Source organism: Streptomyces sp. NPDC028722 (genome assembly GCF_040637655.1).
Lineage (GTDB): Bacteria > Actinomycetota > Actinomycetes > Streptomycetales > Streptomycetaceae > Streptomyces.
Map to the genome: position 1 here is coordinate 1 of NZ_JBEZWU010000027.1, position 24,015 is coordinate 24,015.

The 24,015-nt window shown below is 72.5% G+C and carries 16 protein-coding genes; 7 read left to right on the forward strand and 9 right to left on the reverse strand.

Annotation, left to right across the window (positions count from 1 at the left end; genetic code table 11):
- Positions 1-320: 320 nt before the first annotated feature.
- The gene (locus AB0F03_RS30600) at positions 321-806 is read left to right on the forward strand and encodes a DoxX family membrane protein (RefSeq protein WP_361997914.1); all 486 of its coding nucleotides are present in this window, start codon (positions 321-323) and stop codon (positions 804-806) included.
- A 164-nt stretch (positions 807-970) separates the two neighbouring features.
- On the opposite strand, the gene AB0F03_RS30605 is transcribed toward AB0F03_RS30600, so the two are convergent.
- Both AB0F03_RS30605 and AB0F03_RS30610 read right to left on the reverse strand, forming a co-directional pair.
- Positions 971-1,909, reverse strand: coding sequence for a sigma-70 family RNA polymerase sigma factor (locus tag AB0F03_RS30605; RefSeq protein ID WP_361997703.1), 939 nt, complete (start codon positions 1,907-1,909; stop codon positions 971-973).
- 10 nt (positions 1,910-1,919) lie between these two features.
- Positions 1,920-3,113 (reverse strand): FAD-dependent oxidoreductase, encoded by a 1,194-nt coding sequence (locus tag AB0F03_RS30610; RefSeq protein WP_361997705.1) that lies wholly within the window; start codon positions 3,111-3,113, stop codon positions 1,920-1,922.
- Positions 3,114-3,722: 609 nt separating this feature from the next.
- Here AB0F03_RS30610 and rsgA point away from each other — a divergent pair.
- The gene (gene rsgA / locus AB0F03_RS30615; protein ID WP_361997707.1) at positions 3,723-4,847 is read left to right on the forward strand and encodes a ribosome small subunit-dependent GTPase A; all 1,125 of its coding nucleotides are present in this window, start codon (positions 3,723-3,725) and stop codon (positions 4,845-4,847) included.
- A 165-nt stretch (positions 4,848-5,012) separates the two neighbouring features.
- Here rsgA and AB0F03_RS30620 read toward each other — a convergent pair whose 3' ends face one another.
- A complete protein-coding gene (locus tag AB0F03_RS30620) occupies positions 5,013-5,663 on the reverse strand; it encodes a histidine phosphatase family protein (RefSeq protein WP_361997709.1) in 651 nt (216 codons plus the stop codon).
- Positions 5,664-5,699: 36 nt separating this feature from the next.
- Positions 5,700-6,452: an SDR family oxidoreductase gene (locus AB0F03_RS30625; protein ID WP_361997711.1), complete on the reverse strand. Its 753-nt coding sequence runs from the start codon at positions 6,450-6,452 to the stop codon at positions 5,700-5,702.
- A 175-nt stretch (positions 6,453-6,627) separates the two neighbouring features.
- On the opposite strand from AB0F03_RS30625, the gene AB0F03_RS30630 reads away from it, so the two are divergent.
- The 5 genes from AB0F03_RS30630 (at position 6,628) to AB0F03_RS30650 (ending at position 16,771) form a co-directional block, all read left to right on the forward strand.
- Complete coding sequence (locus AB0F03_RS30630; protein ID WP_361997713.1) at positions 6,628-7,947, forward strand: aminotransferase class III-fold pyridoxal phosphate-dependent enzyme; 1,320 nt, start codon at positions 6,628-6,630, stop codon at positions 7,945-7,947.
- A complete protein-coding gene (locus AB0F03_RS30635; RefSeq protein ID WP_361997715.1) occupies positions 7,944-9,461 on the forward strand; it encodes a class I adenylate-forming enzyme family protein in 1,518 nt (505 codons plus the stop codon). The genes AB0F03_RS30630 and AB0F03_RS30635 overlap by 4 nt, the downstream gene beginning before the upstream one ends.
- On the forward strand, positions 9,451-10,512 hold the full coding sequence (locus tag AB0F03_RS30640) for a ketoacyl-ACP synthase III family protein (protein ID WP_361997717.1): 1,062 nt from the start codon (positions 9,451-9,453) through the stop codon (positions 10,510-10,512). The genes AB0F03_RS30635 and AB0F03_RS30640 overlap by 11 nt, the downstream gene beginning before the upstream one ends.
- Positions 10,509-15,788: a beta-ketoacyl synthase N-terminal-like domain-containing protein gene (locus tag AB0F03_RS30645; RefSeq protein ID WP_361997719.1), complete on the forward strand. Its 5,280-nt coding sequence runs from the start codon at positions 10,509-10,511 to the stop codon at positions 15,786-15,788. The genes AB0F03_RS30640 and AB0F03_RS30645 overlap by 4 nt, the downstream gene beginning before the upstream one ends.
- A gap of 218 nt (positions 15,789-16,006) precedes the next feature.
- On the forward strand, positions 16,007-16,771 hold the full coding sequence (locus AB0F03_RS30650) for an alpha/beta hydrolase (protein WP_361997721.1): 765 nt from the start codon (positions 16,007-16,009) through the stop codon (positions 16,769-16,771).
- Positions 16,772-16,814: 43 nt separating this feature from the next.
- On the opposite strand, the gene AB0F03_RS30655 is transcribed toward AB0F03_RS30650, so the two are convergent.
- Genes AB0F03_RS30655 through AB0F03_RS30675 form a run of 5 tightly spaced genes read right to left on the reverse strand, consistent with a single transcriptional unit; the run spans position 16,815 to position 23,973 of the window.
- Positions 16,815-17,780: a Gfo/Idh/MocA family oxidoreductase gene (locus tag AB0F03_RS30655; protein ID WP_361997723.1), complete on the reverse strand. Its 966-nt coding sequence runs from the start codon at positions 17,778-17,780 to the stop codon at positions 16,815-16,817.
- 3 nt (positions 17,781-17,783) lie between these two features.
- Complete coding sequence (locus tag AB0F03_RS30660) at positions 17,784-19,520, reverse strand: radical SAM protein (protein ID WP_361997724.1); 1,737 nt, start codon at positions 19,518-19,520, stop codon at positions 17,784-17,786.
- A gap of 49 nt (positions 19,521-19,569) precedes the next feature.
- Complete coding sequence (locus AB0F03_RS30665; RefSeq protein WP_361997727.1) at positions 19,570-21,297, reverse strand: radical SAM protein; 1,728 nt, start codon at positions 21,295-21,297, stop codon at positions 19,570-19,572.
- Complete coding sequence (locus tag AB0F03_RS30670; protein WP_361997729.1) at positions 21,290-23,053, reverse strand: beta-ketoacyl synthase N-terminal-like domain-containing protein; 1,764 nt, start codon at positions 23,051-23,053, stop codon at positions 21,290-21,292. The genes AB0F03_RS30665 and AB0F03_RS30670 overlap by 8 nt, the downstream gene beginning before the upstream one ends.
- Positions 23,050-23,973, reverse strand: coding sequence for a glycosyltransferase (locus AB0F03_RS30675; RefSeq protein ID WP_361997731.1), 924 nt, complete (start codon positions 23,971-23,973; stop codon positions 23,050-23,052). Before AB0F03_RS30675 ends, AB0F03_RS30670 begins: the two co-directional genes overlap by 4 nt.
- Positions 23,974-24,015 lie beyond the last annotated feature (42 nt).

Consider the following 24,015-nt stretch of genomic DNA (forward strand, 5'->3'; position numbering starts at 1 on the left):
CCCGGGGAATGCTGCGTACGGCTGTCTCCCACCGACACCGATCGTGATGACCGGACGGCCCAGGACCACTGACGCGAGGCCGGCCGCCTGTTCCCGCGGGCCGCCGCCCCGATGCACGACCGTGCCCGCAGCGGAAGGTCGGATGGGACGGTGCTCACCCCCTTCTGCGGGCTCACCCATGACCGGTGCTCGGCATCCGGCCGAGCTGGGGGAAACGCCCGTTCTGGCGTTCCAACCGGAGCATTGCCATGTTGACCAAACACATCCTGAACAATTTCGTTCTCTCCGCGGAGCCGGTGGCGCATTCCACCACCGAGCCCATGACAACCGCCGGTGACTTCGGCCTGCTGCTCATCCGGCTGACCTTCGGCCTGCTGATGGCCGCACACGGGGCCCAGAAAGTCTTCGGACTCTTCGGAGGCCCGGGCCTGACGGCGACCGGCAAGGGGTTCGCGGCCCTGGGCTACCACCCGGGGAAACTCTTCGCCGTGATCGGCGGACTGTCCGAGTTGCTCGGCGGCCTCGGTCTGGCTCTCGGGCTGCTGACACCGCTCGCGGCTGCCGCCCTGATCGGCGTCATGATCAATGCGATGGCCACGGTCACCGGCGCCCACGGCCTGTGGGAAACGGACGGCGGCGTGGAATACAGCGTCTGCATCGCCGTCGTCGCGCTGGCCGTCGCCGCCATCGGTCCGGGCCGGCTGGCCGCCGACCGCCCGTTCCGGTGGGGTAAGGGCGGCTGGACAGAGGCGGCTCTCGCCCTCGGTCTGGGAGGCATCGCTGCCGCGATCACACTCAGTCTGTAGACATCGAGCGCCCACTCAACCCCGGCCTCTCATGAGGCACTCCCACGTGCTCTTCGCCCTCGCCCTGATCCCCGTCGTGAGCTGAGCGACGCCGGAGGCGCCGGCCCCGACGGGCCGGCGCCTCCAGCACCACCGCGCGCACCTGCCGAGGCCGGTGGCTCGGGTCACCATGCGGCGACCACCGGTGCGTCGGGCTTGTGCTGCCGCCAGGCCTCGTCGAGGCGCGCGAGCCGGTCCGGGGCGGCGATGCCGCGCAAGGATGCGACCTTGCCGTCGCTGACTTCGAACGCCACGGCGCCCACGACCCGGTCCTCGATCACGGCGAGGACGGCCGGGGAGCCGTTGACCAGCGCGATGTGGAACGCGGGCGAGCCGCCGGCCAGCCGCCGCTTCGCCGGCGTGGGCTTGAAGCCGGCCCGTACGTAGGAGGCGATGCGCTCGCGCGTCCGGTACCGCAGCAGCCGCCTGGCCAGTCCGGCGCCGTCCGAGATCGCGGTCGCGTCGGCGGTGAGCATCGCCACCAGCCGTTCGGTGCGCCCGGACGTGGCGGCGGCGAGGAATTCCTCGACGACCCGGCGCGCGGACGCGGGGTCCACCTCGCCGCGGCCGCGGCGCTCGGCGGTGACCCGGCCTCGGGCCCGATGGACGTGCTGCTGGCTCGCGGACTCCGTGATGCCGAGGATCCCGGCGATCTCGGCGTGGGGGTACGAGAAGGCCTCGCGCAGGACGTAAGCGGCGCGCTCGACCGGTGAGAGGCGTTCCATGAGGGCCAATACGGCCAGGGACACCGATTCGCGCTGCTCGAAGGTGTCGGCCGGCCCCAGCATCGGGTCGCCGTCGAGGAGCGGCTCGGGCAACCAGTCACCGGCCGCCCGCTCGTGGCGCGCCTGCGCGGAGCGGAGCCGGTCGAGGCAGAGATTGGTGACGACCTTGGTCAGCCACGCTTCCGGCACCTCGATCCGTTCCCGGTCCGTGGCCTGCCAGCGCAGGAACGTGTCCTGTACGGCATCCTCGGCGTCGGCGGCCGAGCCGAGCAGACGGTACGCGAGCGAGGCCAGCCGGTCCCGGCCGGCCTCGAATCGATCGACGGCTGCGCTGTCCATGCCGAACAGGCTATGCGGCGGCCCGTACACCGGCCTGGCCGGGCGCGGTGGTCAGGCGGCGCTTGCGCTTCGGCATGCCGAAGGTCGGGTGGGCGATGCCCCACGCGGCTCCTTCGAGCACGGCCGACTTGAGCCCTGCGGCGGTCCGGCCGCCCAGGTACCAGGACGTCGACCGGACGTCCCCGTCCACCATCTGGAAGATCGCGTCCCGCCGTCCGAGGCTGATGTGGTTGCCGTAGTACTTCAGCCCGGTGGCCGGGACCTCGCTGCCGGTCAGGCGCGCCATGATCGCGGCGGTCGCCCGTATGTTGGTGAAGCCGGCCGTGGCGCAGGACATCGGCAGCGGCCGGCCGTTCCCGCCGATCGTGTAGGCGCAGTCACCGGCGGCGTAGACGTCCGGGTGCGAGACCGAGCGCATGGTGCGGTCGACGACGATCCGGCCGGTCCCGGTGACCTCCAGGCCGCTGGCGGCCGCGATGGGGTGTACGGCGAACCCGGCCGCCCACACGGTCACGTCGGCCGGGACGGACCTGCCGTCGGCGGCGATCGCCCGTGCCGGTTCGACGGCTGCGATGCCGGTGTGCTCGTGGACGGTGATGCCGAGCCGGTCGAAGGCACGGCGCAGGTGGCGGCGGGCCCTCGGGGAGAGCCAGGCGCCCAGCTCGCCGCGGGCGGCGAGTGCGACGGAGAGGTCGGGCCGGGACTCGGCGAACTCGGTGGCGGTCTCGATGCCGGTCAGCCCCTCACCGACGACCAGCACGGTGCCGCCCTCGCCCAGACCGGCCAGGCGCTCGCGCAGACGCAGCGCCGAGGACCGGCCGACCACATCGAAGGCGTACTCGGCCGCGCCCGGGACGCCATGATGGGCGACGGTACTGCCGAGCGCGTAGAGAAGCGTGTCGTACGCGAGTTCCCCGCTCTCGCCGCCCCCACCGGTCACGGCGACGGACCTGCGCTCGGGGTCGACGCCGGTGACGCGCGCCAGGCGCAGCCGCACCCCGGTGCCGGCGAACACGTCGGCGAGCTTGCGGACCGCGAGGTCCTGGCCGATCGCGAGCTGGCGGAGCCGCATCCGCTCGACGAAGTCGGGCTCGGCGTTGACGACGGTGATCTCGGTGTCGGCGGGGGAGAGCCGGCGCGCCAGGACTCCGGCGGCGAAGGCCCCCGCGTATCCGGCGCCGAGTACGACGATGCGGTGCTTCATGGCGTTGCTCCTGTCTCGTTCGCGTGCCCCTTGAACGGGACGGCGCCCCGATTGCTGACAGGAGCCGGATGTGACCCGGGTCACCGAACCGAGAGAAGCGGCTGAACCTCCGACGGGCGTTCGGGCCTGCTTCGGGCAGTCGAGACGGGGCGATGGCCGACTGCGTAGGCGGGCGTCCGTCCATGCCCGCATCCACGGCCACCCGGCGCGCGTGCTGTGGCGGTACGACCCACCGGGAGAGCCGGCCGATGAGTGCACAGCTCGATCATGCGTCCGCCACGCCGTACGCTCCCGCCCCGGAAGCCCCGGCCGGGCTGCTCGCCCAGGAGTCCCGCCGGCCCTTCTCTCCCGCCGGCCCTTCTCTCTCGCCGGGCTGTACGAGGTCGCCGTTCTGACATCCGGATCACCCTGCCGGCGGCCGGAGACAAGTCCTTTCCGGGCGGTACGCCTGACGATGTGCCAGAAGCCGGACGTACACCGGGAATGCGTCGCTCCGGGACACGCGTCCGGCCCTCCGCACGGTGTCAGCGGCTAGACTGCCGGCCTGAGCGGGCCGTACGCGCACAGCCGTGGCCGGTTCCGCTGTCCTCGGGCCCGTGAGGGGGGAGCGTGTCCACACCCACTGCCTCACATCCGCTCCACCGCTACGGCTGGAACGACGCGTTCGCGACCGACTTCGCCCCCTACGAGACCGACGGTCTCCGGCCCGGCCGGGTCGTGCGGGTCGACCGCGGGAGCTGCGAGGCCGTCGTCGCCGAGAACGGGCAGGTGACGTCCGTACGGGCCGGTACGAGGCCCGTGGCCTCGCCCGATCCCGTGCAGAACCCCTGCACCGGTGACTGGGTGGCCCTCGACCTGGACCAGAGGGTCGTCCGGGCGCTGCTGCCACGGCGCACCGCGTTCGTCCGGGCCGTCTCCTCGCAGCGGTCCGACGGCCAGATCCTGGCCGCCAACATCGACCAGGTGCTCATCGCCGTCTCACTGGCCGACGAGTTGGATCTCGGGCGCGTCGAGCGCTTCCTCTCCCTGGCGTGGGAGAGCGGCGGGCAGCCGGTGGTAGTCCTCACCAAGGCCGACCTCGTCCCCGACCCGGTGACGCTCTCCTATCTCGCCGAGGACACCGGGAGGGTGGCCCCCGGGGCGCGCGTGCTGCCCGTCAGCGCGGCCACGGGGCGGGGCTTGGACACCCTCGCGGCCCTCATCGGCGGCGGAGGCGGGGGAGAAGACGGGGGCGGTGGCACGGCCGTACTCCTCGGTGTGTCGGGTGCCGGCAAGTCCACCCTCGCCAACGCGCTCACGGGAGCGGACGTGCAACGGGTCGACGTCACGCGCGACGGCGACGGCAAAGGGCGGCACACGACGACGACCCGCGATCTCCTGCCGTTGCCGGGTGGTGGTGTCCTGATCGACACACCGGGGCTGCGCGGAGTGGGACTGTGGGAGGCGGACGGCGGCGTGGCCCGGGCCTTCACCGATATCGAGGCCCTTGCCCGGGACTGCCGTTTCCACGACTGTTCGCACCGGACGGAGCCCGGGTGCGCGGTGCGCGGGCCGGCCGAGGCGGGGACCCTGCCTCTGCGGCGGCTCGAGAACTACCACAAGCTGCTGCGCGAGAACGAGCGGATCGCCGCCCGGAGTGATGCGCGGCTGAACGAGAAGCTGCTGCGGAACTGGAAGCAGAAGAAGGCGCTGGGCCGCCACATGATGGAACGCAAGCGCGGCCCGCAGCACTGAGACCGACGCCTTCGCTCAGCGCGTCGGGGCGCCGTCCTGCGGACGGTGGGTCGCTGTGGCTGTATGCGGAGCCTGGTCGCCGTAGGTCGGCCGTGGGCCCGCCCTACGGCGACCGGTTCGTGCGCATCCGCCTTCCCGGCCACCGCCCGCGCGGTCCCGGCCTCCTCATTCGGCCTCGCCGACATGCTGCGCGTCGTCGAACCGGAGCAGGTCCCACCGAGAGCCGTCGTGGACGAATTCGTTGATCGAGGTCGCCGCGGGTGTGGCGTCCGTGAACAACACAGGTGGGACGACGTCCAGGAGCGCGGACATCGCCGCGGCGATGAGACCGGCATGGCACACCACGAGCACGGTACTGCCACGGTGACAGGACAGCAGGTGGTTGACGACACGGCCGGCCCGGGTCCGGAACTGGTTCCACGTCTCCCCGCCGGGTGCGAAGGGCCGGTCGGGGTGAACGGTCATGTCGAAGGCCCCGTGGACGCGCTGGTACTCGTCGACGGACAGGCCGTCGGCCACCCCGAAGTCGAGCTCCCGCACCTGCGTCTCGACGACCGGTGCCCCGAGTCCCAGGCCGCTCGTCAGAACCTCGGCCGTCTCGCGGGCTCTGCGCACCGGACTGGTCAACAGCGCGTCCGGCCGCGGTGGTTCGGCCGCCAGCCGTGCCGTGAGCCGCGCGGCCTGTTCCCGGCCCAGCTCCGTGAGGCCGTGACATGTACGGGAACCCGCGATCAGTTTCTTCACGCTGGCATGCGATTGCGCGTGCCGCACCAGCCATACACGGGTAGCGGAGTTCTTTCCCTGTGCGTACGCCATTCGCGTGGAGGTCCTTGGCTCGGCCTGCGTCGCAGGTCAGTTTAGGTCCCAGCCGCCGTCGACGGTCAGACTCTGGCCGGTGACGAAACCTGCCTCGGGAGAAGCCAGGAACGCCACGGCCGCGGCCACGTCCTCGGGACGCCCATGCCGTTTGATGCATTGCCGGGCGAATTCCCGTTGCCGCCAGGCCGGGTAATCCGGGTGAGACCTCTGCTCGGTATTCAGTTCGATCGAACCCGGTCTGACGGAATTCACTGTGATCCCGTGCGGGCCGAGTTCACGAGACAGGGCGCGGACGAATGCTTCCAGGCCACCTTTCGCCGCGATGTAGGGCACGAGTTCCACGCGCCCTACCCGCGTGAGCACCGTGGAAACGGCCACGATCCGGCCCGTTCCGCGCGCCACCAAATGGGGTGTGGCGGCCCGTACACAGGCGATATGGGCGAGGAGATTGACGTCCAGGGCCTTGCGCACATCGTCCCACGTGGTGTCCTGCCATGGAGCATATGTGTACGCCCCGGCATTGCACACGAGGACGTCGAGCCTTTGACCGCATGCCGCCATGGAATTCCCCAGGCGGTCCACGGTCTCCTCGTGCCTGAGGTCCCCGACCACCATGGCGAGAACGTCCGCACCGGCCGCTGAGACCCGGTCGGCGGTGTCGGCGAGCCCCGAGTCCCGCGTCAGATGAGTCAGCACCAGATCATGGGTGGCGGCCAGCCGTACCGCGATGGCGGCACCGAGGCCCGATCCCGCCCCCGTGACCACGGCGACGCCCCGAGACGACATCACATTCCCCTTCCGCAGCGCGGCTGATCACCCGTTCGATCCTGCCACTCAAGACGGGCCGATCACCCCCCGTGATCCGGCCATTCCGGCAATCACCGTTGTTGGCCGCGAAAGCCCTGGGGCATTCTGTGATGCCGGATCAGGCCGACGAAGCCGGAGGTATTCAGTGGGTGCCATGGACGCAGAACGTCGGACGAATGCTGATTGTCTGGAAAGCATCAAGGAGGTCGTCGCCGGCGGTGTCAGCAGCAGTATGCGAGCGGCGGCCGTCCCCGTGCCACTCGTCGTGCGGCGCGCCGACGGCTGCCTGCTCCGGGATGTGGAAGACAACGAGCTCGTGGACTTCAACATGGGCTATGGCCCCCACCTCTTCGGCTACGCCGACCGCGATGTGGCCGACGCCGTGGCCGACCAGTTCACCAAAGGCCATATGACCGGCCTGCCGCACGAGCTGGACGCCGAGGCCGGCTCCCTCATCGCCGAACTGGTGCCGGGCGTCGAGCAGGTCAGATTCGCCAATTCCGGTACGGAGGCGGTCGCCTCCGTGCTGCGGCTCGCCCGCGCCACCACGGGGCGCTCACTGGTGGTCACCTTCGACGGGCACTACCACGGGTGGAGCGAGACCATCCTGCGGGCGGGCAGCAAGACCACGTTCCAGATAGCAGGCGCCCGGCCGACGGACGTCGTCCCCGGGGCGCCGGGCATGATCCCCGAGGCGCTCGCCCACACCGCGCAGCTGCCGTGGAACGACGCCGAGGCCGTCAAAGAGCTCTTCGCGCGCGACGGCGGCCGGATCGCGGCCGTCATCCTGGAGCCCGTCCTGACCAATGCCGGTGTGATTCCCCCGGTACCCGGCTTCCTCGAGCTGCTGCGCGACCTCACCGCTCGCAGCGGCGCGATGCTGATCTTCGACGAGGTGATCACCGGCTTCCGGGTCGCCCGAGGAGGCGCCCAGGAACTGTACGGCGTCGAGCCCGACCTCACCGTCCTGTCCAAGGTCATGGGCGGCGGGTTCCCCGTCGCCGCCTTCGGCGGACGCAAGACCGCGATGCGGATGCTCGCCACGAACGAGGCGTACCACGCCGGCGTCTACGCCGGGAACCACGCGGCCCTCCGCGCGGTCGTCAGCATGCTGACCAAGATCCGCGCACTGCCCGGCCTCTACGACGAGTTGGAGGGCGTCGGCGCCGGTGCGGAGAACGCCCTGCGCGAGATCTTCGCCACGGAGAAGCGGCCCGTGCACATCAACCGGGTCGGCACCCTGATGTGCGTGGCCCTCCTCAAGAAGCCGCTGGAGAAGAGCGACACGCTGCGCGATCTCACCGAGGCCATCGACTTCTCCCGGCACCGCCGGCTCCAGGTCCTCGCCCAGCGGGAGGGCGTCTACTTCCATCCCAACGCGCTGGAACCGTGGTTCCTGAGCACCGCGCACACCGGGGACGTCCTGGACAAGGCGGCGGGGGCACTGCGACGCGGGCTGACCGAACTCGGATGACCGCCGCGCGCGCGAAGCTGCTCTCCCTGCTGTACGAGCAGGGCGCCCGTCCGGGGGACACGCCTCTGCTCAGCGACGACTCCGGGACCACCAGCGCCGGCCGGCTGGTCGAGCGCGTGGACGCCAAGGCCCGTGCCTTACGTGAGGCGGGCGCCGGGCCGGGCGCCCTCGTGGGAACCGTCGCCTGGCCCGCGGCCGAGTTCGTCAGCGACGTGTTCGCGATCATTTCCACCGGGGCGGCCGCCGTTCCGCTCTCGCACCGGACGACACCGTGGGAGCTCCGGCGGATCCGGGACCGCTGCGCCCTCGACTTCCTCTCCGCCCCGCACGAGTCGCCGCTGGCCCTGCCGGTCAAGGTCGCGGACCGGGGCGGACGGACGCTGAGCGGTGACCGGGAACCCGGCCGGCGAGCGACGCGACACCACGCCTTCCAGGAGGCGGCGACGGCACAGATCACGTCGGGCACCACCGGCCACCCCCAGGTCGCGCTGCGTTCCGCCGCCGCCCTGCTGGCCGAGGCGGAGAGCTACCGTACGGTCCTGGGGCTGGGGCCGGAGAGCCGGCTGCTGTGTCCCGTGCCCCTCCAGCACGCGTACGGCTTCGGGCTGTGCGCCGTCGCCGCGACCCTGGCGGGTGCGCCGGTCCGCTATCTGACGCCCGACAAGCCGCGCCTGCTGCTGCGGGAGCTCGCCGCCGCCGACGTGACGCTGTTCGTCGGTGTGCCCCCCATGCTGCGCCTGCTCGCCAAGGCCGCCCGCGCCCTGCCGCACGACGGCCGTACGGTCGGGTTCCTGTCCGCCGGCATGGCGCTGGACGCGCACACCGCCGAACTGGTCGCGACCCGGCTGGGCGGGCACGTCGGCCAGGTCTACGGGACCACGGAGACCGGGCCGATCTGCGTGAGCCGCCCCGCCCCGTGGCAGCCGGGCACCTCCGGGCCGGGCGCGCCCCTGCCCGGTGTGGAGGTCCGGCTGTCCCCGGTCCCGGGCGCCGCCGGGGACGATGCCGGCGGCCCTCCCGCGGTGCGGGGAGAAGCCGTTCCGGGGGAAGCCGTGACGGGGCTGGTGACCGTCACCTCGCCGTCGATGATGCTCGGTTACGCCGACGGGGAGAGCGTCGACGCGACCCCGTTGCGGGACGGATTCACCACGGGCGACCTGGGCCGGTGGGAAGGGCGGGAACTCGTCCTCGCCGGGCGCCTGTCCACCGGCATCAACGTCGCGGGCGCCAAGGTCAGCCCCGAGGAGATCGAAGCCGTCCTGCTCGCCTTCCCGGACGTCGCCTCATGCCTGGTGTCCGGGGTGGACGATCCTGTGCTCGGACAGCGGATCAGCGCGACGGTGACACCCGGCACGGTCGACCTCGGCAAGCTGGCCCGCTTCTGCCGGGAGCGGCTGTCGCCCTCCTGCGTCCCCCATGCCTTCGCCTCCGTGGCGGAACTGCCGACCACCGAGACCGGGAAGGTCATCAGGCCACGGACCGGTCAGTTAAGGAACCGTGAGAGTGAGAACTGACAACATCTTCCTGGCAGGGACCGGGGCGTACATTCCGCCCAGGGTGAGCGTGGAGGAGGCGGTCCGGCGCGGCGCGTACGACAGAGAACGGATGGACGCCTGCGGGTGGCGGAACATCGCCGTGGCCGACGGCACGTCCGCGCCGGACATGGCGGTGGCGGCCGTCCGGCAGGCGGTGGACCGCTCGGGCCTCGGCGCGGACGACATCGACATCCTCGTCCACTCCTGCGCGTACCACCAGGGCCCTGACGGCTGGTCGGCGCCGCACTACATCCTGCGCTCCACCCTCAACTCCCCGATCCCGGCGCTGACGGTGGAGCAGGGATGCAACGCGTTCCTCGCCGCCCTGGAGATGGCGGCCCAGTATCTGCTGTGCGCGCCGTCCCGCAACGGCGCCGTGGTGAGCAGCGCGGACAACTTCGGCGCCCCCTCGGTCGACCGGTGGTACGCACACCGTGACGCGGTGCTCGCCGACGCGGCCACCGCGGTCGTCCTGTCGAAGCGGCCCGGCTGGGCCGCACTGCGCTCCATCGAGTCGGTGTCGCTTCCCCAGTTCGAGATCCTCAACCGCGGGCACGATCCGATCTTCCCCCCGGCGGTCACCACCGGGCGGAAGCTCGACATGAACGAGCACCTGGAGGCGATGGTCGAGGAGCTGGGCCCGAAGGCGTCCGAGATCGGTCAGGAGTACGCCGCGAGCGGTGCGAAGCTGATCGAGCAGGTGACGGGCGAGGCGGGCATCTCCGTGGCGGACCTGTCGAGGGTGCTCCACCTCGGGGCGGGCACCGCCGACTTCCTCGACAGCCACCTGCGGCCGATGGGCCTGGACGCGTCACTGGGCGACGTGGACTTCTTCCGCGACATGGGTCACGCGGGCGCCGCCGACGTCGGGCTCCAGCTCAACCACCTCGTCGAGGGCGGGCAGGTGCACGCCGGGGACCACCTCCTCCTGCTGAGCGCCGGACCCGGACTCATGGTCACCGCCGCGGTGGTCACCGTGCTGGAGTCCCCCGCCCGGCGCGCCGCGGGCGCTGAAGGAGGCCGGGCGTGACGGGTCCGGGAGCCTCGGAGGAGAAGACCGCCTGGCGTGAGGAGCCCGTCGCCGTCGTCGGGCTGAGCTGCCGGTACCCCGGTGACGCCGATTCCCCCGACTCCTTCTGGGAGCTTCTCGTCCAGGGCCGGGACGGCATCGGCGACGGGGCGGACCGCTGGGCGCCGTACGCGGACACCGGGCAGGAGCACGCGGCCGTCGTACGGAACACCACGAGCCGGGGCGGCTTCCTCGCCGACATCGCCGGCTTCGACGCGGAGTTCTTCGGTATCTCGCCGCGCGAGGCCGAGCTGATGGACCCGCAGCAGCGGCTGCTGCTGGAGCTGGCCTGGGAGGCCCTGGAACACGCGGGGATCCCGCCCCTCAGCCTGGGCGGCAGCGACTGCGGCGTGTTCGTGGGCGTCGGTTCGGACGACTACGGGCGCCGGCTGCTGGAGGACCTGGCCCGGATCGAGGCCTGGACCGGCATCGGCGCGGCCCTGTGCGCCACCGCCAACCGCATCTCCCACAGCCTCGACCTGCGCGGCCCCAGTCTCGCCGTGGACACCGCGTGCTCGGCCTCCCTGGTCGGTGTCCACCTGGCCCGCCGGAGCCTGCTCTGCGGAGAGTCCGACGTGGCGCTGGCCGCGGGGGTGAACCTCATGGTCGCGCCCGGCCTCTCGGTGACCCTGGACCGTGCGGGCGCCACCTCACCGGACGGCCGCAGCAAGCCGTTCGACGCCTCGGCGGACGGCTACGGCCGGGGGGAGGGCGCGGGCGTACTCGTCCTCAAGCGCCTGTCGGACGCCGAGCGGGCGGGGGACCGCGTGCTGGCGGTGATCCGCGGCAGCGGCGTGAGCCAGGACGGGCGCACCGCCGGCATCATGGCGCCCAACGGCGAAGCACAGGCGGACCTGCTGCGCCGGACGTACACGCGGTGCGGCATCGCCCCGGACACCGTCGACTACGTGGAGGCCCACGGCACCGGGACCGTCGCGGGCGACCCGCTGGAGGCCGGTGCGCTCGCCGCGGTCTTCGGCGCGGGCCCGCCGCAGGGCAGCCCCTGCCTCATCGGCTCCGTCAAGGGCAACATCGGGCACCTTGAGGCCGGCTCGGGGATCGCCGGGATGATCAAGACGATCCTCGCCCTCGTGCACGAGGAGATCCCGCCCAGCGTGCTCTTCTCCGTCCCCGACCCGCGCATCCCCTGGGAGGAGTCACGGCTCCGGGTGGCGCGGCAGCTCACCCCGTGGCCCCGTGGCGGCCGAACCCGCCGGGCGGGTGTCTCCAGCTTCGGCTACGGCGGCACCATCGCCCACGTCGTCCTGGAGGAGGCACCGGCACGGCCCGAGCCGTCCACCGCGTCCCGGGACGACCCCGCCCTGCCGCAACTGTTCCCGCTCTCCGGCCGGTCCGGGACGACCGTCCGGGAGGACGCGGCCAGGCTCGCCGACTGGCTGGACGGACCGGGCGCGGGCGTCGCGCTCGCCTCACTCGCGGAGAACCTCCGGGCCCGGCGCAGCCACCTGGACCGCCGTGTCGCCGTCGTCGCCGCCGGCCACGCCGAACTGGAGAGCAGGCTGCGCCGCTTCGCCGCGGGTACCGCCGGTGACGCCGTACCCGGTGTCGCCGAGGGCACGGTGGCGGGCGAGGGCGGCGACCGGGTGGTGTGGGTGTTCTCCGGGACCGGCGCCCAGTGGAAGGGCATGGGCCGTGAACTGCTCGCCACGGACACCGCCTTCGCCGAGGTGATCGACAGGATCGGGCCGGTCTTCGCCGAGGAGATCGGCGCGACGGCCCGGCGGATGATCGAGGACGGGGACGTCACCGGCGTGGACATCGCCCAGACGATGATCTACGCGGTCCAGGTGGGTCTGGCCGCCGTCTGGCAGTCGCTCGGGGTGAGGCCCGCGGCCGTCATCGGCCACTCGATGGGGGAGATCGCGGCCGCCGCGACGGCTGGAGTCCTGTCGCTGGAGGACGGCGCCCGGCTGGTGTGCCGCCGCAGTGTCCTGCTGCGACGGGTGGCCGGCGCGGGCGGCATGCTGATGATCGGCCTGCCCGCCGACGAGGCCGCCGCCCGGCTCGGCGGCACCGGCGCCGTGGTGCCGGCGGTCCTCGCCTCGCCCACGCAGACCGTGGTGGCCGGCGCGGTGGCGGAGATCGACGCCCTCGCGCAGGAGCTGGCGGGGGACCCGGACCTGCTCGTGCGCCGGGTCGACAGTGACGTGGCCTTCCACAGCCCGCAGATGGATCCCCTGATGAAGGAGCTGGCCGAGGCCGCGGCCGAGCTCACCGTCAACGCCCCCCGGATCCCTGTCTACAGCACCGCGCTGGACGACCCGCGCGACGCGGCTCCCCGCGACGGCGCCTACTGGGCGACCAATCTGCGCAGCCCGGTACGGCTGTCCGGGGCGGTGGCCGCGGCGGCCGAGGACGGGTTCCGGACCTTCCTGGAGGTGTCGGCCCACCCGGTGGTCCGGCACTCCGTCCAGGAGACGCTGGACACGGTCGGGGCCGACCGGCACTGCGTCGCCGCGTCCCTGCGCCGTGACACCGGGGAGCGCGAGCAGCTGCTGGCCAACGCGGGGACGCTGTACTGCCACGGCGTCACTTTCGACCGGCCCCCGGCCCCCGACGCGGCGCCCCTGTCGCTGCCGGCGCGGAGCTGGCGGCGCCAGCGGTACTGGCGCGACCTGCCGGTACGCAGGGCCGACCGCGGACGGCACGACACGACGAGCCGCACCGTGCTGGGGCCGCGTACCACCCTGGCCGGGACGACGCCGCTGGACCTCTGGCGCACCCGTGTCGACATGGAGTCCCGGCCGTATCCGGGCAGCCACACCATCCACGGCGTGGAGATCATCCCGGCGGCGGTCGTCCTCCAGACGTTCCTGGACGCCGCGGGGCGGACCGAGGGGTCGTACGGCCTCACCGACGTGTCGTTCGACCTGCCGCTGACCCTGGCCACGGCGCGGGACGTCGACGTGATCGCACAGGACGGCATGGTCCGCCTGCTGTCCAGGACCACCGGCCCGGACGAACCTGCCGCCGCTGATCCGGGCACGGGCGACGCGGGTGCGGACGGGCAGCCCTGGCTGACCCACGCCGTGGCCGCCGTGTCCGGCAACCCCTCGCCGCCACCCCTGCCACCCGCCGACGCCGGACCGGGGACGGAGCTTGCCCCGGACCGGATCGTCGCCGCCCTCGCCTCCGTCGGCGTACCGGGCATGGCCTTCCCCTGGCGGGTGGAGCGGCTGGAGCGCGTCCGGGAGGGGCTGCGCGCGGTTGTCGTCGCGGGCGACGAGCCGGCCTCCCCGGCCACCTGGGCCCCGCTGTTCGACGCCGCGCTGTCCATGGCGGCCGTCGCCTTCTCCGGACCCGCCGCCCTGCGGGTGGTGGCCGGTGTGGGCCGGCTGTGGGCCACGGGCGGGCCGCCGTCCCGCGCCCGCATCGAGGCACGCGTCGACGGCCCGGTCACCGACGCCGACGGCACGGTGAGCGTGCGTATCGCGACGGAGGACGGGCGGACCGTGGCCGTGCTGGCCGGGGTGCGGTACGCGGGCGCGGAGGCCGGGACGCGTCCGGGCGCCCCTGGGGAACTGCTGTTCCGGATGGACTGGAAGCCGCTGCCTCCCGGCGGCTCCGACGCCGCCCGGCCGCTGGTGCTGGTCGGCGCGGACGGAGCACTGCCGGCGGCACTCCGGGCCACGGCCGACGGCCTGGGGATCCCGTGCCTGGCGACGGAGGATCCGGACGGTCTCGACGGCCTGCGCGATCAGGTGTCCGGACCCGTGGACGTGATCCTGCTGCCGCTGACGGACCCGCCGGCGCAGGAGGCCGGGGAGCGCGCCGTGCGGGAGGCCTGGCTGCTCGCGGGTGCGGCACAGCGGCTCGGCACCTGGCCGCCGGGCACGGCCAGGCTCTGGTCGGTGACCTCCGGTGTCCGTGAGGCGGACCGTCTCGAGGCCGTGGCTCAGGCCGCCCGGTGGGGTCTGGGCCGGGTCGTCGGGGGCGAACACCCCGAACTGTGGGGCGGGACGCTCGATCTGGGCCCGCGGCCCACGAGGGACGACCTCGTCACCACGCTGGGCGTCATCGCCGGGAACCCGGGCGAGGACGTCGTCGCGATCCGCGAGGGCGGGGCTCGGGCGAGCCGGCTGGTCCGCTCCGGCGCGGGCGCGGACCACGCCCCGCTGCGGTGCCGGCAGGACGGCACGTATCTCGTCACGGGTGGCCTGGGCGGCCTGGGCGGCGAGATCGCCCGCTGGCTCGTGGAGCGGGGCGCGCGTCGTCTCGTACTGGCCGGCCGCGCCGGCCTGCCACCCCGGTCGGAATGGGACGCCGTCACCGACGGAGCCCAGGCGCGCCGTATCGAGACCGTCCGCGGGCTCGAAGCTTCCGGGGCGACCGTACGGGTGGTGTCCGTCGACCTGTCCGACGCCGAGGCGGCGGCGGCCGTGCTGACCCCGGACGCTCTGGGCATGCCCGCGATCCGTGGGGTCGTCCACGCCGCCGGTGTGCTGGAGGACCAGCTCGTCGACCGGCTCGGCCTGGACGCCCTGACGGCGGTGATGCGGCCGAAGGCCGGTGGCGCCCTGACCCTCCATCGGCTCTTCCCGCCGGGATCCCTCGATTTCCTGGTCCACTTCTCGTCGTGCGGGCAGTACCTGGGCCTCACCGGCCAGGCCGCCTACGCGTCCGCCAACGCGTTCCTCGACGCCATGGCCGCCTACGACCACACTCTCGGTGCCGTCGGCAGCATGAGTCTGGCGTGGACGTCCTGGCGGGGCATGGGCATGGCGGCCAACGCGGCGGTGGACGCCGAGCTCGAGGCCCATGGGGTCGGTGACATCACGGCGCCCGAGGCCTTCGGCGCCTGGGAACGAGCCAGCCGGACCGGCGCCGCCTCCCTCGCGGTGTTGCGCACCGTGCCGCTCCCGGACGGCGCGCGCCGACCGGGCCTGCTGCGCGACATCGTCGATGACGGACCGACGGCGCCGGCGGGGGAGGAGACGGCCGGGGCCCGGGACCTCGGGGAACTGTCCGAGGACGCGCTCCGGGCTCTGCTGCATGAGCAGACGGTCTCCGTCATCGTCAGCGAGATGAAGCTGGATCCGGCGGAGCTCGATCCCGACCGGTCACTGCTGAAGACGGGGATGGACTCCGTCATGGCGATCGTCATCCGCCGCCGGCTGGAACGGCTGCTGGAGCGCAAGCTCCCGGCCAATCTGGTCTGGCATCAGCAGACGGTCACGGCCATCGTGGACTACCTCGTGGCCAGTACACACTCCTGAGCCACAGGAGGAGTCGCAGGAGAGCACTCGCGGAAGGAACCGATCCCGGCCGGCCCGGCCGCCGACGCGGCGGGCCGGGATCCGGTCCGCCGTGAACGCGGCCTCCTCGGCGACGAAGAGCCGTAAGAACCCGGTCGAGGATCCGCGCGGGAACACCCGGGGGGCGGACCGGCACGGGTCCTCTGTATCCCAGCGCCGTCGGCGACTAGCATCGCGGCGTGCTGCGTGACGCGGATCAGACGCTGGGTCAGGGTGGGGCGGCCGACGCACCTGTGACGTTGAACTGCCGGATCACCGGCGATCCGGCGGGCAGACCGGCGGTTCTGCTGCACGCGCTGGGGAACACCGGACGCAGCTGGGACCGGCTCGTCTCCGCGCTGGCGCCTCAAGGGCACCGGTTGTTCGTTCCGGACCTCCGAGGCCACGGGCGAAGCCCCAGGGCCGACGCCTACACCTTCGAGTCGATGTACCGGGACGTGATGTCCCTGCTGGACCGTCACCGCCTGGGCGCCGTCGATCTGGTGGGGCATTCCATGGGCGGTCATGTCGCCTGGCTCATCGCCCAGCGCCATCCCTCCAGGGTCCGCAGGCTGGTGATCGAGGACACGCCGCCGCCCCCTCGGGACGCGGCGGCCGAGGCGGAGCTGTCGGCGCGGTCGAGCGGTGACCGGGCGCCCGTCATCTCCCTGTACCGGGAGTTCCGCGAGCTGCGCAGGGCGGGAGAGCTGGACAGCGCCGCGGTGCGCCCGGTCATCGACGGCCTGAGGAAGGCGGATCCCGGGTGGTGGCGGCGGCTCGGGGAGGTCACCGCCGAGACGCTGGTGATCAGCGGGGGGCTGTCCAGCCCCGTGCCCCGGTCACTGCTGGCCGAGGTCGCCGAGGCGGTGCCGCAGGGGCGGCTGCTGGCCATCGACGCGGGCCACTACGTGCATCGCACCGAGCCTGAGCGCTTCTGCGGCGAAGTGGCCACCTTCCTCGGATGACCCGGGGGCCCGCATCTCGGACGACACCCCTCACCGGCCCCCGTCACCGGCCTCGCACGAGGGGACCGTGCGCGCCCCTGGTGTGCTCGTAGGCCGACTCCACGACCAGCTGCACCTCCAGGGCGTCCTTTGCGCTCACCTTTCCGCGTGGGGCGGCGGCGCCCGTCAGCAGGTCGAAGTACGCAGAGACGGCGGCGAGTTCGGGTCGCTGTCCGGCCGCCTCGACCGTGCCGTCCGCGAGCCGCAGCTCGTTACGGCGCAGATCCAGGACGTGGTCACCGTCGGCGGTGGTGACGGTGACCGACGTCTCCAGTTTGCGCGCGGCCCGATCGATCCGCAGCGTCGCCGGCACGCCCTGGAACGACAGCTCCAGCCGGACCCGCTCCTCGACGCCCGGCGCGTCCACCTCGCACGCCACGACGTCCGGCCGTCCGAAGACCGTCATGAGCAGGTCGATGGCATGCGGCCCCAGATCCAGGAGCGCGCCGCCGCCGGCCCGCCGCGCGTCGCCGTACCAGGGCGTACAGGCCCGCCACACCCTGTTGCCGGGAGTGGCGATGGTGAAGCCGACACGTTGCGCGCCGGACCGCGCCACGTCGGCGAAGGCCTCCAGCAGCGGGTGGAAGCGGAAGGGCATGTTCACCCCGAGCAGTTTCTCGGCCGCCGGATGGGCCGCCATCCGCCGCGCCTCCTCCACCGTGGCGGCGAGGGGCTTCTCGCACAGCACCGCGATGCCTGCGTCCAGCGCCGCCAGAACGGGCTCCGCGTGAGCGTCGTTGGGCGTACAGACGCTGATCACGTCCGGCCGCGTCTCCTGGAGCAGCAGGTCGACGCAGGTGCCGGTCCACACCTGCGGACGGTCCGCCGTCAGCGCCCGGGCCCGCTCCACGTCGGTGTCCACCACACCCACCAGTTCCATGGCGTCCCGGGCGTCGGCGCAGGGCAGGTGGTAGCGCTGGAACACCCTGCCGCAGCCCACGGCCGCGAACCGGACTCTCTCGCGGGTCATCGGTCAGCCCCTCACCTGAGCGAGGGCGTGCTCGCCGCACGCCCTCGCCGTCTCGACGACGAAGTCCGGGAAGGTGTGGCCGAGGTGTTCGCGGTCGTACGCGGCGATCATGGCCCGCAACTCGGTCTCCAGCCGGTCGGCGAGTCCGGGCGGGTTCTCGTCCGCGAGCAGCAGCCCGGCGTTGAGGAAGGTGACGAGCAGCCCGGCGAGCCCCTGGTCCCAGCGGCGCAGCCGGCCCAGCAGGGGGCGCAGGGACTGGGCGCCGGTGCCGCGCCGGGCACGGACGGCGTCCGCGATGCTCTGCGCCAGGAACGGGACCTCGTTCTCCTTGCGGTCGTTGATCTCCGAGGAGACCCGGCTCCAGGCCGTCCACAGGTGTTCCACGCGTTCGTCCTCGACGCGGTAGTCGCGGCGGGCGTGGCGCAGCACCTCCCAGGCGGCGCCCTCCACGCCGGGGATGTCGGGCTCCTCGTACCGTGTGGCCTTTTCGTAGATCTCGGTTCCGCGCAGCGCGATGGCCCGGTTGATCAGGAAGAACGGGTTCTCGCTCTCGTGCACCCGGGCGGCCACGATGAACTTCAGGTTCTCCCAGAGTTCGTCGAGGGTCGTACCCGGCTCGATCATGATCCAGCCGGGTTCGAGTTCGATGCCCTCCTGTTTGAACATGCGGGCGGCGTCGAAGTTGTACTCCACGGTGGTTCCCTTGCGGAACCGCTTCATCATGCCGGGCGACCCGGTCTCCATGCCGAGGAGCGCCAGGTCCATGCCGGCCCGGCGCAGGGTGCGCAGCGCCTCCCGGTCGATGAGCCCGGTGTCGACGCGGAACTCGCAGTGGAAGGAGATGTCGAGGTTGCGGCGGAGGATCTCCTCGGCGAACCCGACGGCGTGGTGGTAGCCGTCCTGGAAGGCGCCGCCGAAGTTGTCGTCGTTGAACCAGAGGAACCGGGTGCCGAACTCCCGCTGGAGGAACTCGATCTCGTCGACCGCGTCCTCCACCGGCCGTACGCGCCAGTACCCGTCCACCACTCCAGGCTGCCGCGGCGCGTAGCAGAAGGTGCACTTGGCGTGGCAGCCGCGGCTGGTGTACGTCGAGGCGCGTGGCGTGGGGATGCCGTGCTTGCGGTGGTGGACGAGCAGGTCGCGGGCGGGCCACGGTTCCTCGGCCAGGTCGGGGAGCTTGGGTACGCCGCTGCTGCGGACGCGGCCGTCCTGCCAGAACCACAGGCCGGGCACGCCGCGCCAGTCCCGGCCCGCGGCCAGGCACTCCATGACGCCTTCGACGGTGAGTTCGCCCTCGCCGAAGGCCACGCAGTCGGCCTCCGGGATGCGCTCGGCTATGAGTTTGGCGTTGTACGTGCAGAAGGCCCCGCCGATGGCGACGAAGACCGAGGGGTCGGCCTTGCGGACGCAGCGCAGCAGCCGGACCGCGTCGATGATGTGCAGGTCGTACATGATGCTGATGCCGACGAACCGGGGCCGCTCCCGCCGGATCAGATCGACGATCGCCTCGTCGCTGGGGTTGCGCCCGTGCAGGTTCAGCGCCCGCACCGCATACCCGCAGGCCCTCAGATGGCCCGCGATGCAGGCCACGCCCAGGTTCTCCCGGACCCGCTTGTAGAACAGCCGCATCGCCGGGTCGAGGGACAGGTATTCCTCATCGTTGATCAGCACGTTCTGGTTGTTCAGGCTCGCGGCGCCGGTGGGGATCTCCCGGGGGGTCAGCAGGACCACATCCGCCATGTCCGGTCTCCTTTCTCGTCCTTGCGTGCACGTCCCGACACCGGCCGGGTCACCCAGCCATGGCCTGTTCTCCGCACAGCCTCTTGGTCTCTTCGACGAACACCGGATAGGGCCGGCCCAGGACCTTGCTGTCGTAGGCGTCGACCAGCGTGCGCAGCTCCGCCTCCAGCCGCTCGGCGAGCCGGGGCGGGTTCTCGTCCGCGAGCAGCAGCCCGACGTTGAGGAAGGCGACCAGCAGATCCGGCAGGCCCTCGACCCAGCCGCGCAGCCGGCTCAGCAGCGGGCGCAGGCCCCGCTCACCCCGGGACCTGCGCGCCCTGGTCGCGTCGACGATGAGCTGGGCGACGAAGGGCAGCTCTTCCTTGTGGTCGGCGACCTCCGCGCTGACCTTGCTCCAGGCCGCCCACACGTCCTCGACCCGCTGGTCCGGGATCCGGTACTCCCGGCGGGCCTCCAGCAGGACATCCCTGGCCGGCCCCTCGACGTCCGGGAGTTCCGGGGGAGCGGGATCGGTGATCTTGTCGTACATCTCCGTGCCGCGCAGCGCGATGGCGCGGCTGATGAAGGAGAAGGGGTTCTCGCTCATGGCGATGCCGGCCGCCACGATGAACTGGAGGTTCTCCCAGAGTTCGTCGAGGGTCGTACCCGGTTCGACCATGATCCAGCCGGGTTCGAGTTCGATGCCCTCCTGTTTGAAGATGCGGGCGGCGTCGAAGTTGTACTCCACCATGGTTCCCTTGCGGAACCTCTTGGCCATCGTCGGAGCTCCGGTCTCCATGCCGAGCAGCGCGGAGGCCATCCCCGCCCGGCGCAGGGTGCGCAGCGCCTCCCGGTCGATGAGTCCGGTGTCGACGCGGAACTCACTGTGGAAGGAGATGTCGAGGTTGCGGCGGAGGATCTCCTCGGCGAACCCGACGGCGTGGTGGTAGCCCTCCTGGAAGGCGCCGCCGAAGTTGTCGTCGTTGAACCAGAGGAACCGGGTGCCGAACTCCCGCTGGAGGAACTCGATCTCGTCCACGACGTCGACCGGCGAGCGGACCCGCCAGGCCTCGCCCGCCACGACACCCGGCGCCCGGGGCACGTAGCAGAAGGTGCACTTGGCGTGGCAGCCGCGGCTGGTGTACGTCGACGCCACGGGGGTGGGGATGCCGTGCTTGCGGTGGTGGACGAGCAGGTCGCGGGCGGGCCACGGTTCCTTGGTGAGATCGGGGAGTTTCGGCGGGCCGCTGCTGCGGACGCGGCCGTCCCGCCAGAACCACAGGCCGGGCACGCCGCGCCAGTCCCGGCCCGCGGCCAGGCACTCCATGACGCCTTCGACGGTGAGTTCGCCCTCGCCGAAGGCCACGCAGTCGGCCTCCGGGATGCGCTCGGCTATGAGCTTGGCGTTGTACGTGCAGAACGCCCCGCCGATCGCGACGAAGACCGAGGGGTCGGCCTTGCGGACGCAGCGCAGCAGCCGGACCGCGTCGATGATGTGCAGGTCGTACATGATGCTGATGCCGACGAACCGGGGTCGCTCCCGCCGGATCAGATCGGTGATCACCTCGTCGCTGGGGTTGCGCCCGTGCAGGTTCAGCGCCCGCACCGAATATCCGCAGGACCTCAGGTGACCGGCGATGCAGGCCACGCCAAGGTTCTCCCGGACCTTCTCGTAGAAGAGGCGCATCGCCGGGTCCAGGCGGAGGTACTCGTCATCGTTGATCAGGACGTTCTGATTGTTGACACTGGAGAATCCGGTGAGGATCTCCCGTGGCGTCATCAGCACCGCGTCAGCCATCCCTACTCCACTTCATGCGCCCGGCCGCGCCCCCCGTGAGGAGGAACGCGGCGTTGTTGCCGCCGAACCCGAAGTTGTCGACCATCACGGAACGGATCCCGGCACAGGGCTCCGGATCGCGCAGCACCCGCACATGCCGCGTGTCGAGGGGCTTGCGCAGCCCGGGTGTGCCCGGGAGGACCTCAGCACGCAGGGCCCGGACCGCCGCCACGACTCCGGGGAACACCGAGGCGTGCAGCAGATGGCCGGCCGCCCCCTTGTACGAACTGACCGGCACGCCCCGCCAGCCGTGCTCGGCGCCGATCCGGTCCAGAGCCAGCAGTTCCGCCTCGTCGCCCTGCCGGGTGCCGGGAGCGTGGCCGTGGACGTAGTCGACGGTGGTGAGCCCGGCCATGACCAGGGCCTCCCGCATGCACGCGGCGCCGATGTGCGCGTTGAGCCGGCTGACGCCCTGACCCGCCACCCGGCAGGAGATCCCGCTGAGCGTCGCCAGGGGGGCGTGCCCGCGGGCCGCCGCCCGCTCGGCGGTCTCCAGCACGATCACCCCGGCGCCTTCCCCGACGGTGACGCCGGAGCGGTCCTCGTCGAAGGGGCGGGCGGCGGTCGTACTCGTCGCGCGCAGCACGTCGAGGCAGGCGTAGTCGTACGCGTTGAGGGCCGACACGCCGATGACGGCCGCCGTGTCGGCCAGCCCGCACAGCAGCCACTCGCGCGCCATCGCCAGCCCGAAGGCACCCGACGCGCAGGCGTGTGCCATCAGCACCGCGTTCCGTGGGGCGATGCCCGAGCCGTCCCCGTCCCAGTCGGGCTCCAGCGCGATCTCGTCGATCCGGGGCGCGTCGCTGACCTGCGGGAGGTGCGGAACCACCCCGGCGTACACCAGCAGGGTCCGGTCCGGCAGCTCCGGGAGTCCGGCCTCCCGCAGCGCCTCGGCACGCGCCCGGTCGACCAGCGCACGCCGCGTCGGCTGTCCGGGCTCCGCCTCGACCTTCGTCTGGCACACGGTCGTACTGCGGAAGCGGGACGCGTCGAAGCGGGTCAGCTCGGAGAGCCCTCGTCCGCCGGCCAGCAGGTTCTGCCAGAACACGGCCCCTCCGTCACCGAAGGCGGTGACCAGGCCGGTGCCGGAGAGGACCACCGACGGCCCCGACGGCCCGGACGATTCCGACGGCCGCCGTGCCGCCGTCCGGCCGGTGCCGCCCGTGCCACCGCTGCCGTCGGCGGGTGAGGAGCGGGCACTGCCGGCAGCGGTCACGGGAACGGCAGCGACCCGGTAGCCCTCGCCGTGCGGGTCGCGCACCAGCTCGCACACGACCATCGCCTCGTGCAGCCCCGCGGAGATCGTGCCCCATGCCCAGCGCACCGCCTGCAAGGTGGCCGCACGCGGGCTGATCAGCACATAACCCGGCCCGTCCCAGTCACCGGCCGCCGCCAGCTCTTGGAGCAGCTGCGCCGGCTCCGGTGTCATGGCCTCGGACGGCCGCAGCCTGCGGCCCCCCGCCTCCGCCTCCACGCACCGGCTGACGTACCGGGAGGTGGCCGAGACGCAGTAGTCCGTGGCCGCCATGACCACGGGGGCGCCGGTCCGCAGGGAGGCGGGCAGGCGGCCCAGCGCCGCGGACAGCACGCCGACGAAGGCGGCGCCCAGGGTCTCACCGGCGGCCAGGACGGACAGGTCCCGCCGGGAGCGGAGGCCGTCCAGCATCTGTGGGGCCGTACCGCCCACGATCACGGTGGCCGCCTCCGGGGTCGTCATGACACCGCCGTTCCGGGTGCCCCGGCGCCGTCCACGCGAGCGAGCCGCTGGGCCAGTTCGTCGAGGGAGAGCCGGCCGGCGAGGAAGGTGCCCACGTCCGCGAGGCGCGGGTCGCCGTGCCGGTCGGCGACCCGCCGCCAGAACCTGGGCAGGAGGTCTCCGGTGTCCCGGCGCGCCGTCGGCAGGTGGTACGCGGTCGCGTCGAGCGGTTCGAACGTGCAGCCCGAGGCGGAGAGCCGCAGCCCCAGTTCGAGGTCCTCGCCGCCCCACAGCTCTCCGTAGTGCTCGTCGAAGCCGCCGACCCGCTCGAACACCGTGCGCCGGATGCTGGTGTTCGTTCCGATGCAGGTCAGCCAGCGCAGCGCGGCGTAGTCGGGCGACTGCGTCACCTTGCGGGCGGTTCTCTCGATGAACGACACGCGCGGTCCGAGGAGAGGGGCACGGGAGCCGAGGTCGGCGACGGTACCGGGCTCGATCCTCCGCCCCCGGGCACCGGTCAGGGCCGCCTGCAACGGCCGGGGATCGGGTGTCAGCGCGAACGCGGACAGATCGGTGATGCCGCCGTGCACCACGGCGGCACCGGCGTCCTCGTGGGCGGCGAAGTGCGCCTCCAGCAACCCCGGTGTGGCGAGCGTGTCGTCGTCGAGGAAGAGCAGGACCTCCCCGCGAGCCAGCCGCGCCCCGCTGTTGCGCGCGCAGGCCGCACCACGCCCGCCCGTGGCGGCCGGCCGGATCGGCAGTCCCGCCGGTCCGGCCGACAGCACCTGCTCCACGGCACCGCGGCCGGGTGCGCGGTCGGCGTCGGCGTCGGCGTCGTCGATCAGGATGACCTCGAAGCGCTCACGGTCCATGGTCTGCTGTGCCAGGGCCGTCAGAGTGAGCAGCAGTCGTGTGGTCCGGTCACGGGTCGGAACGACCACACTGACCGCTACCTCGCCGGCCGCTCCACCCGGCCGCGCGGC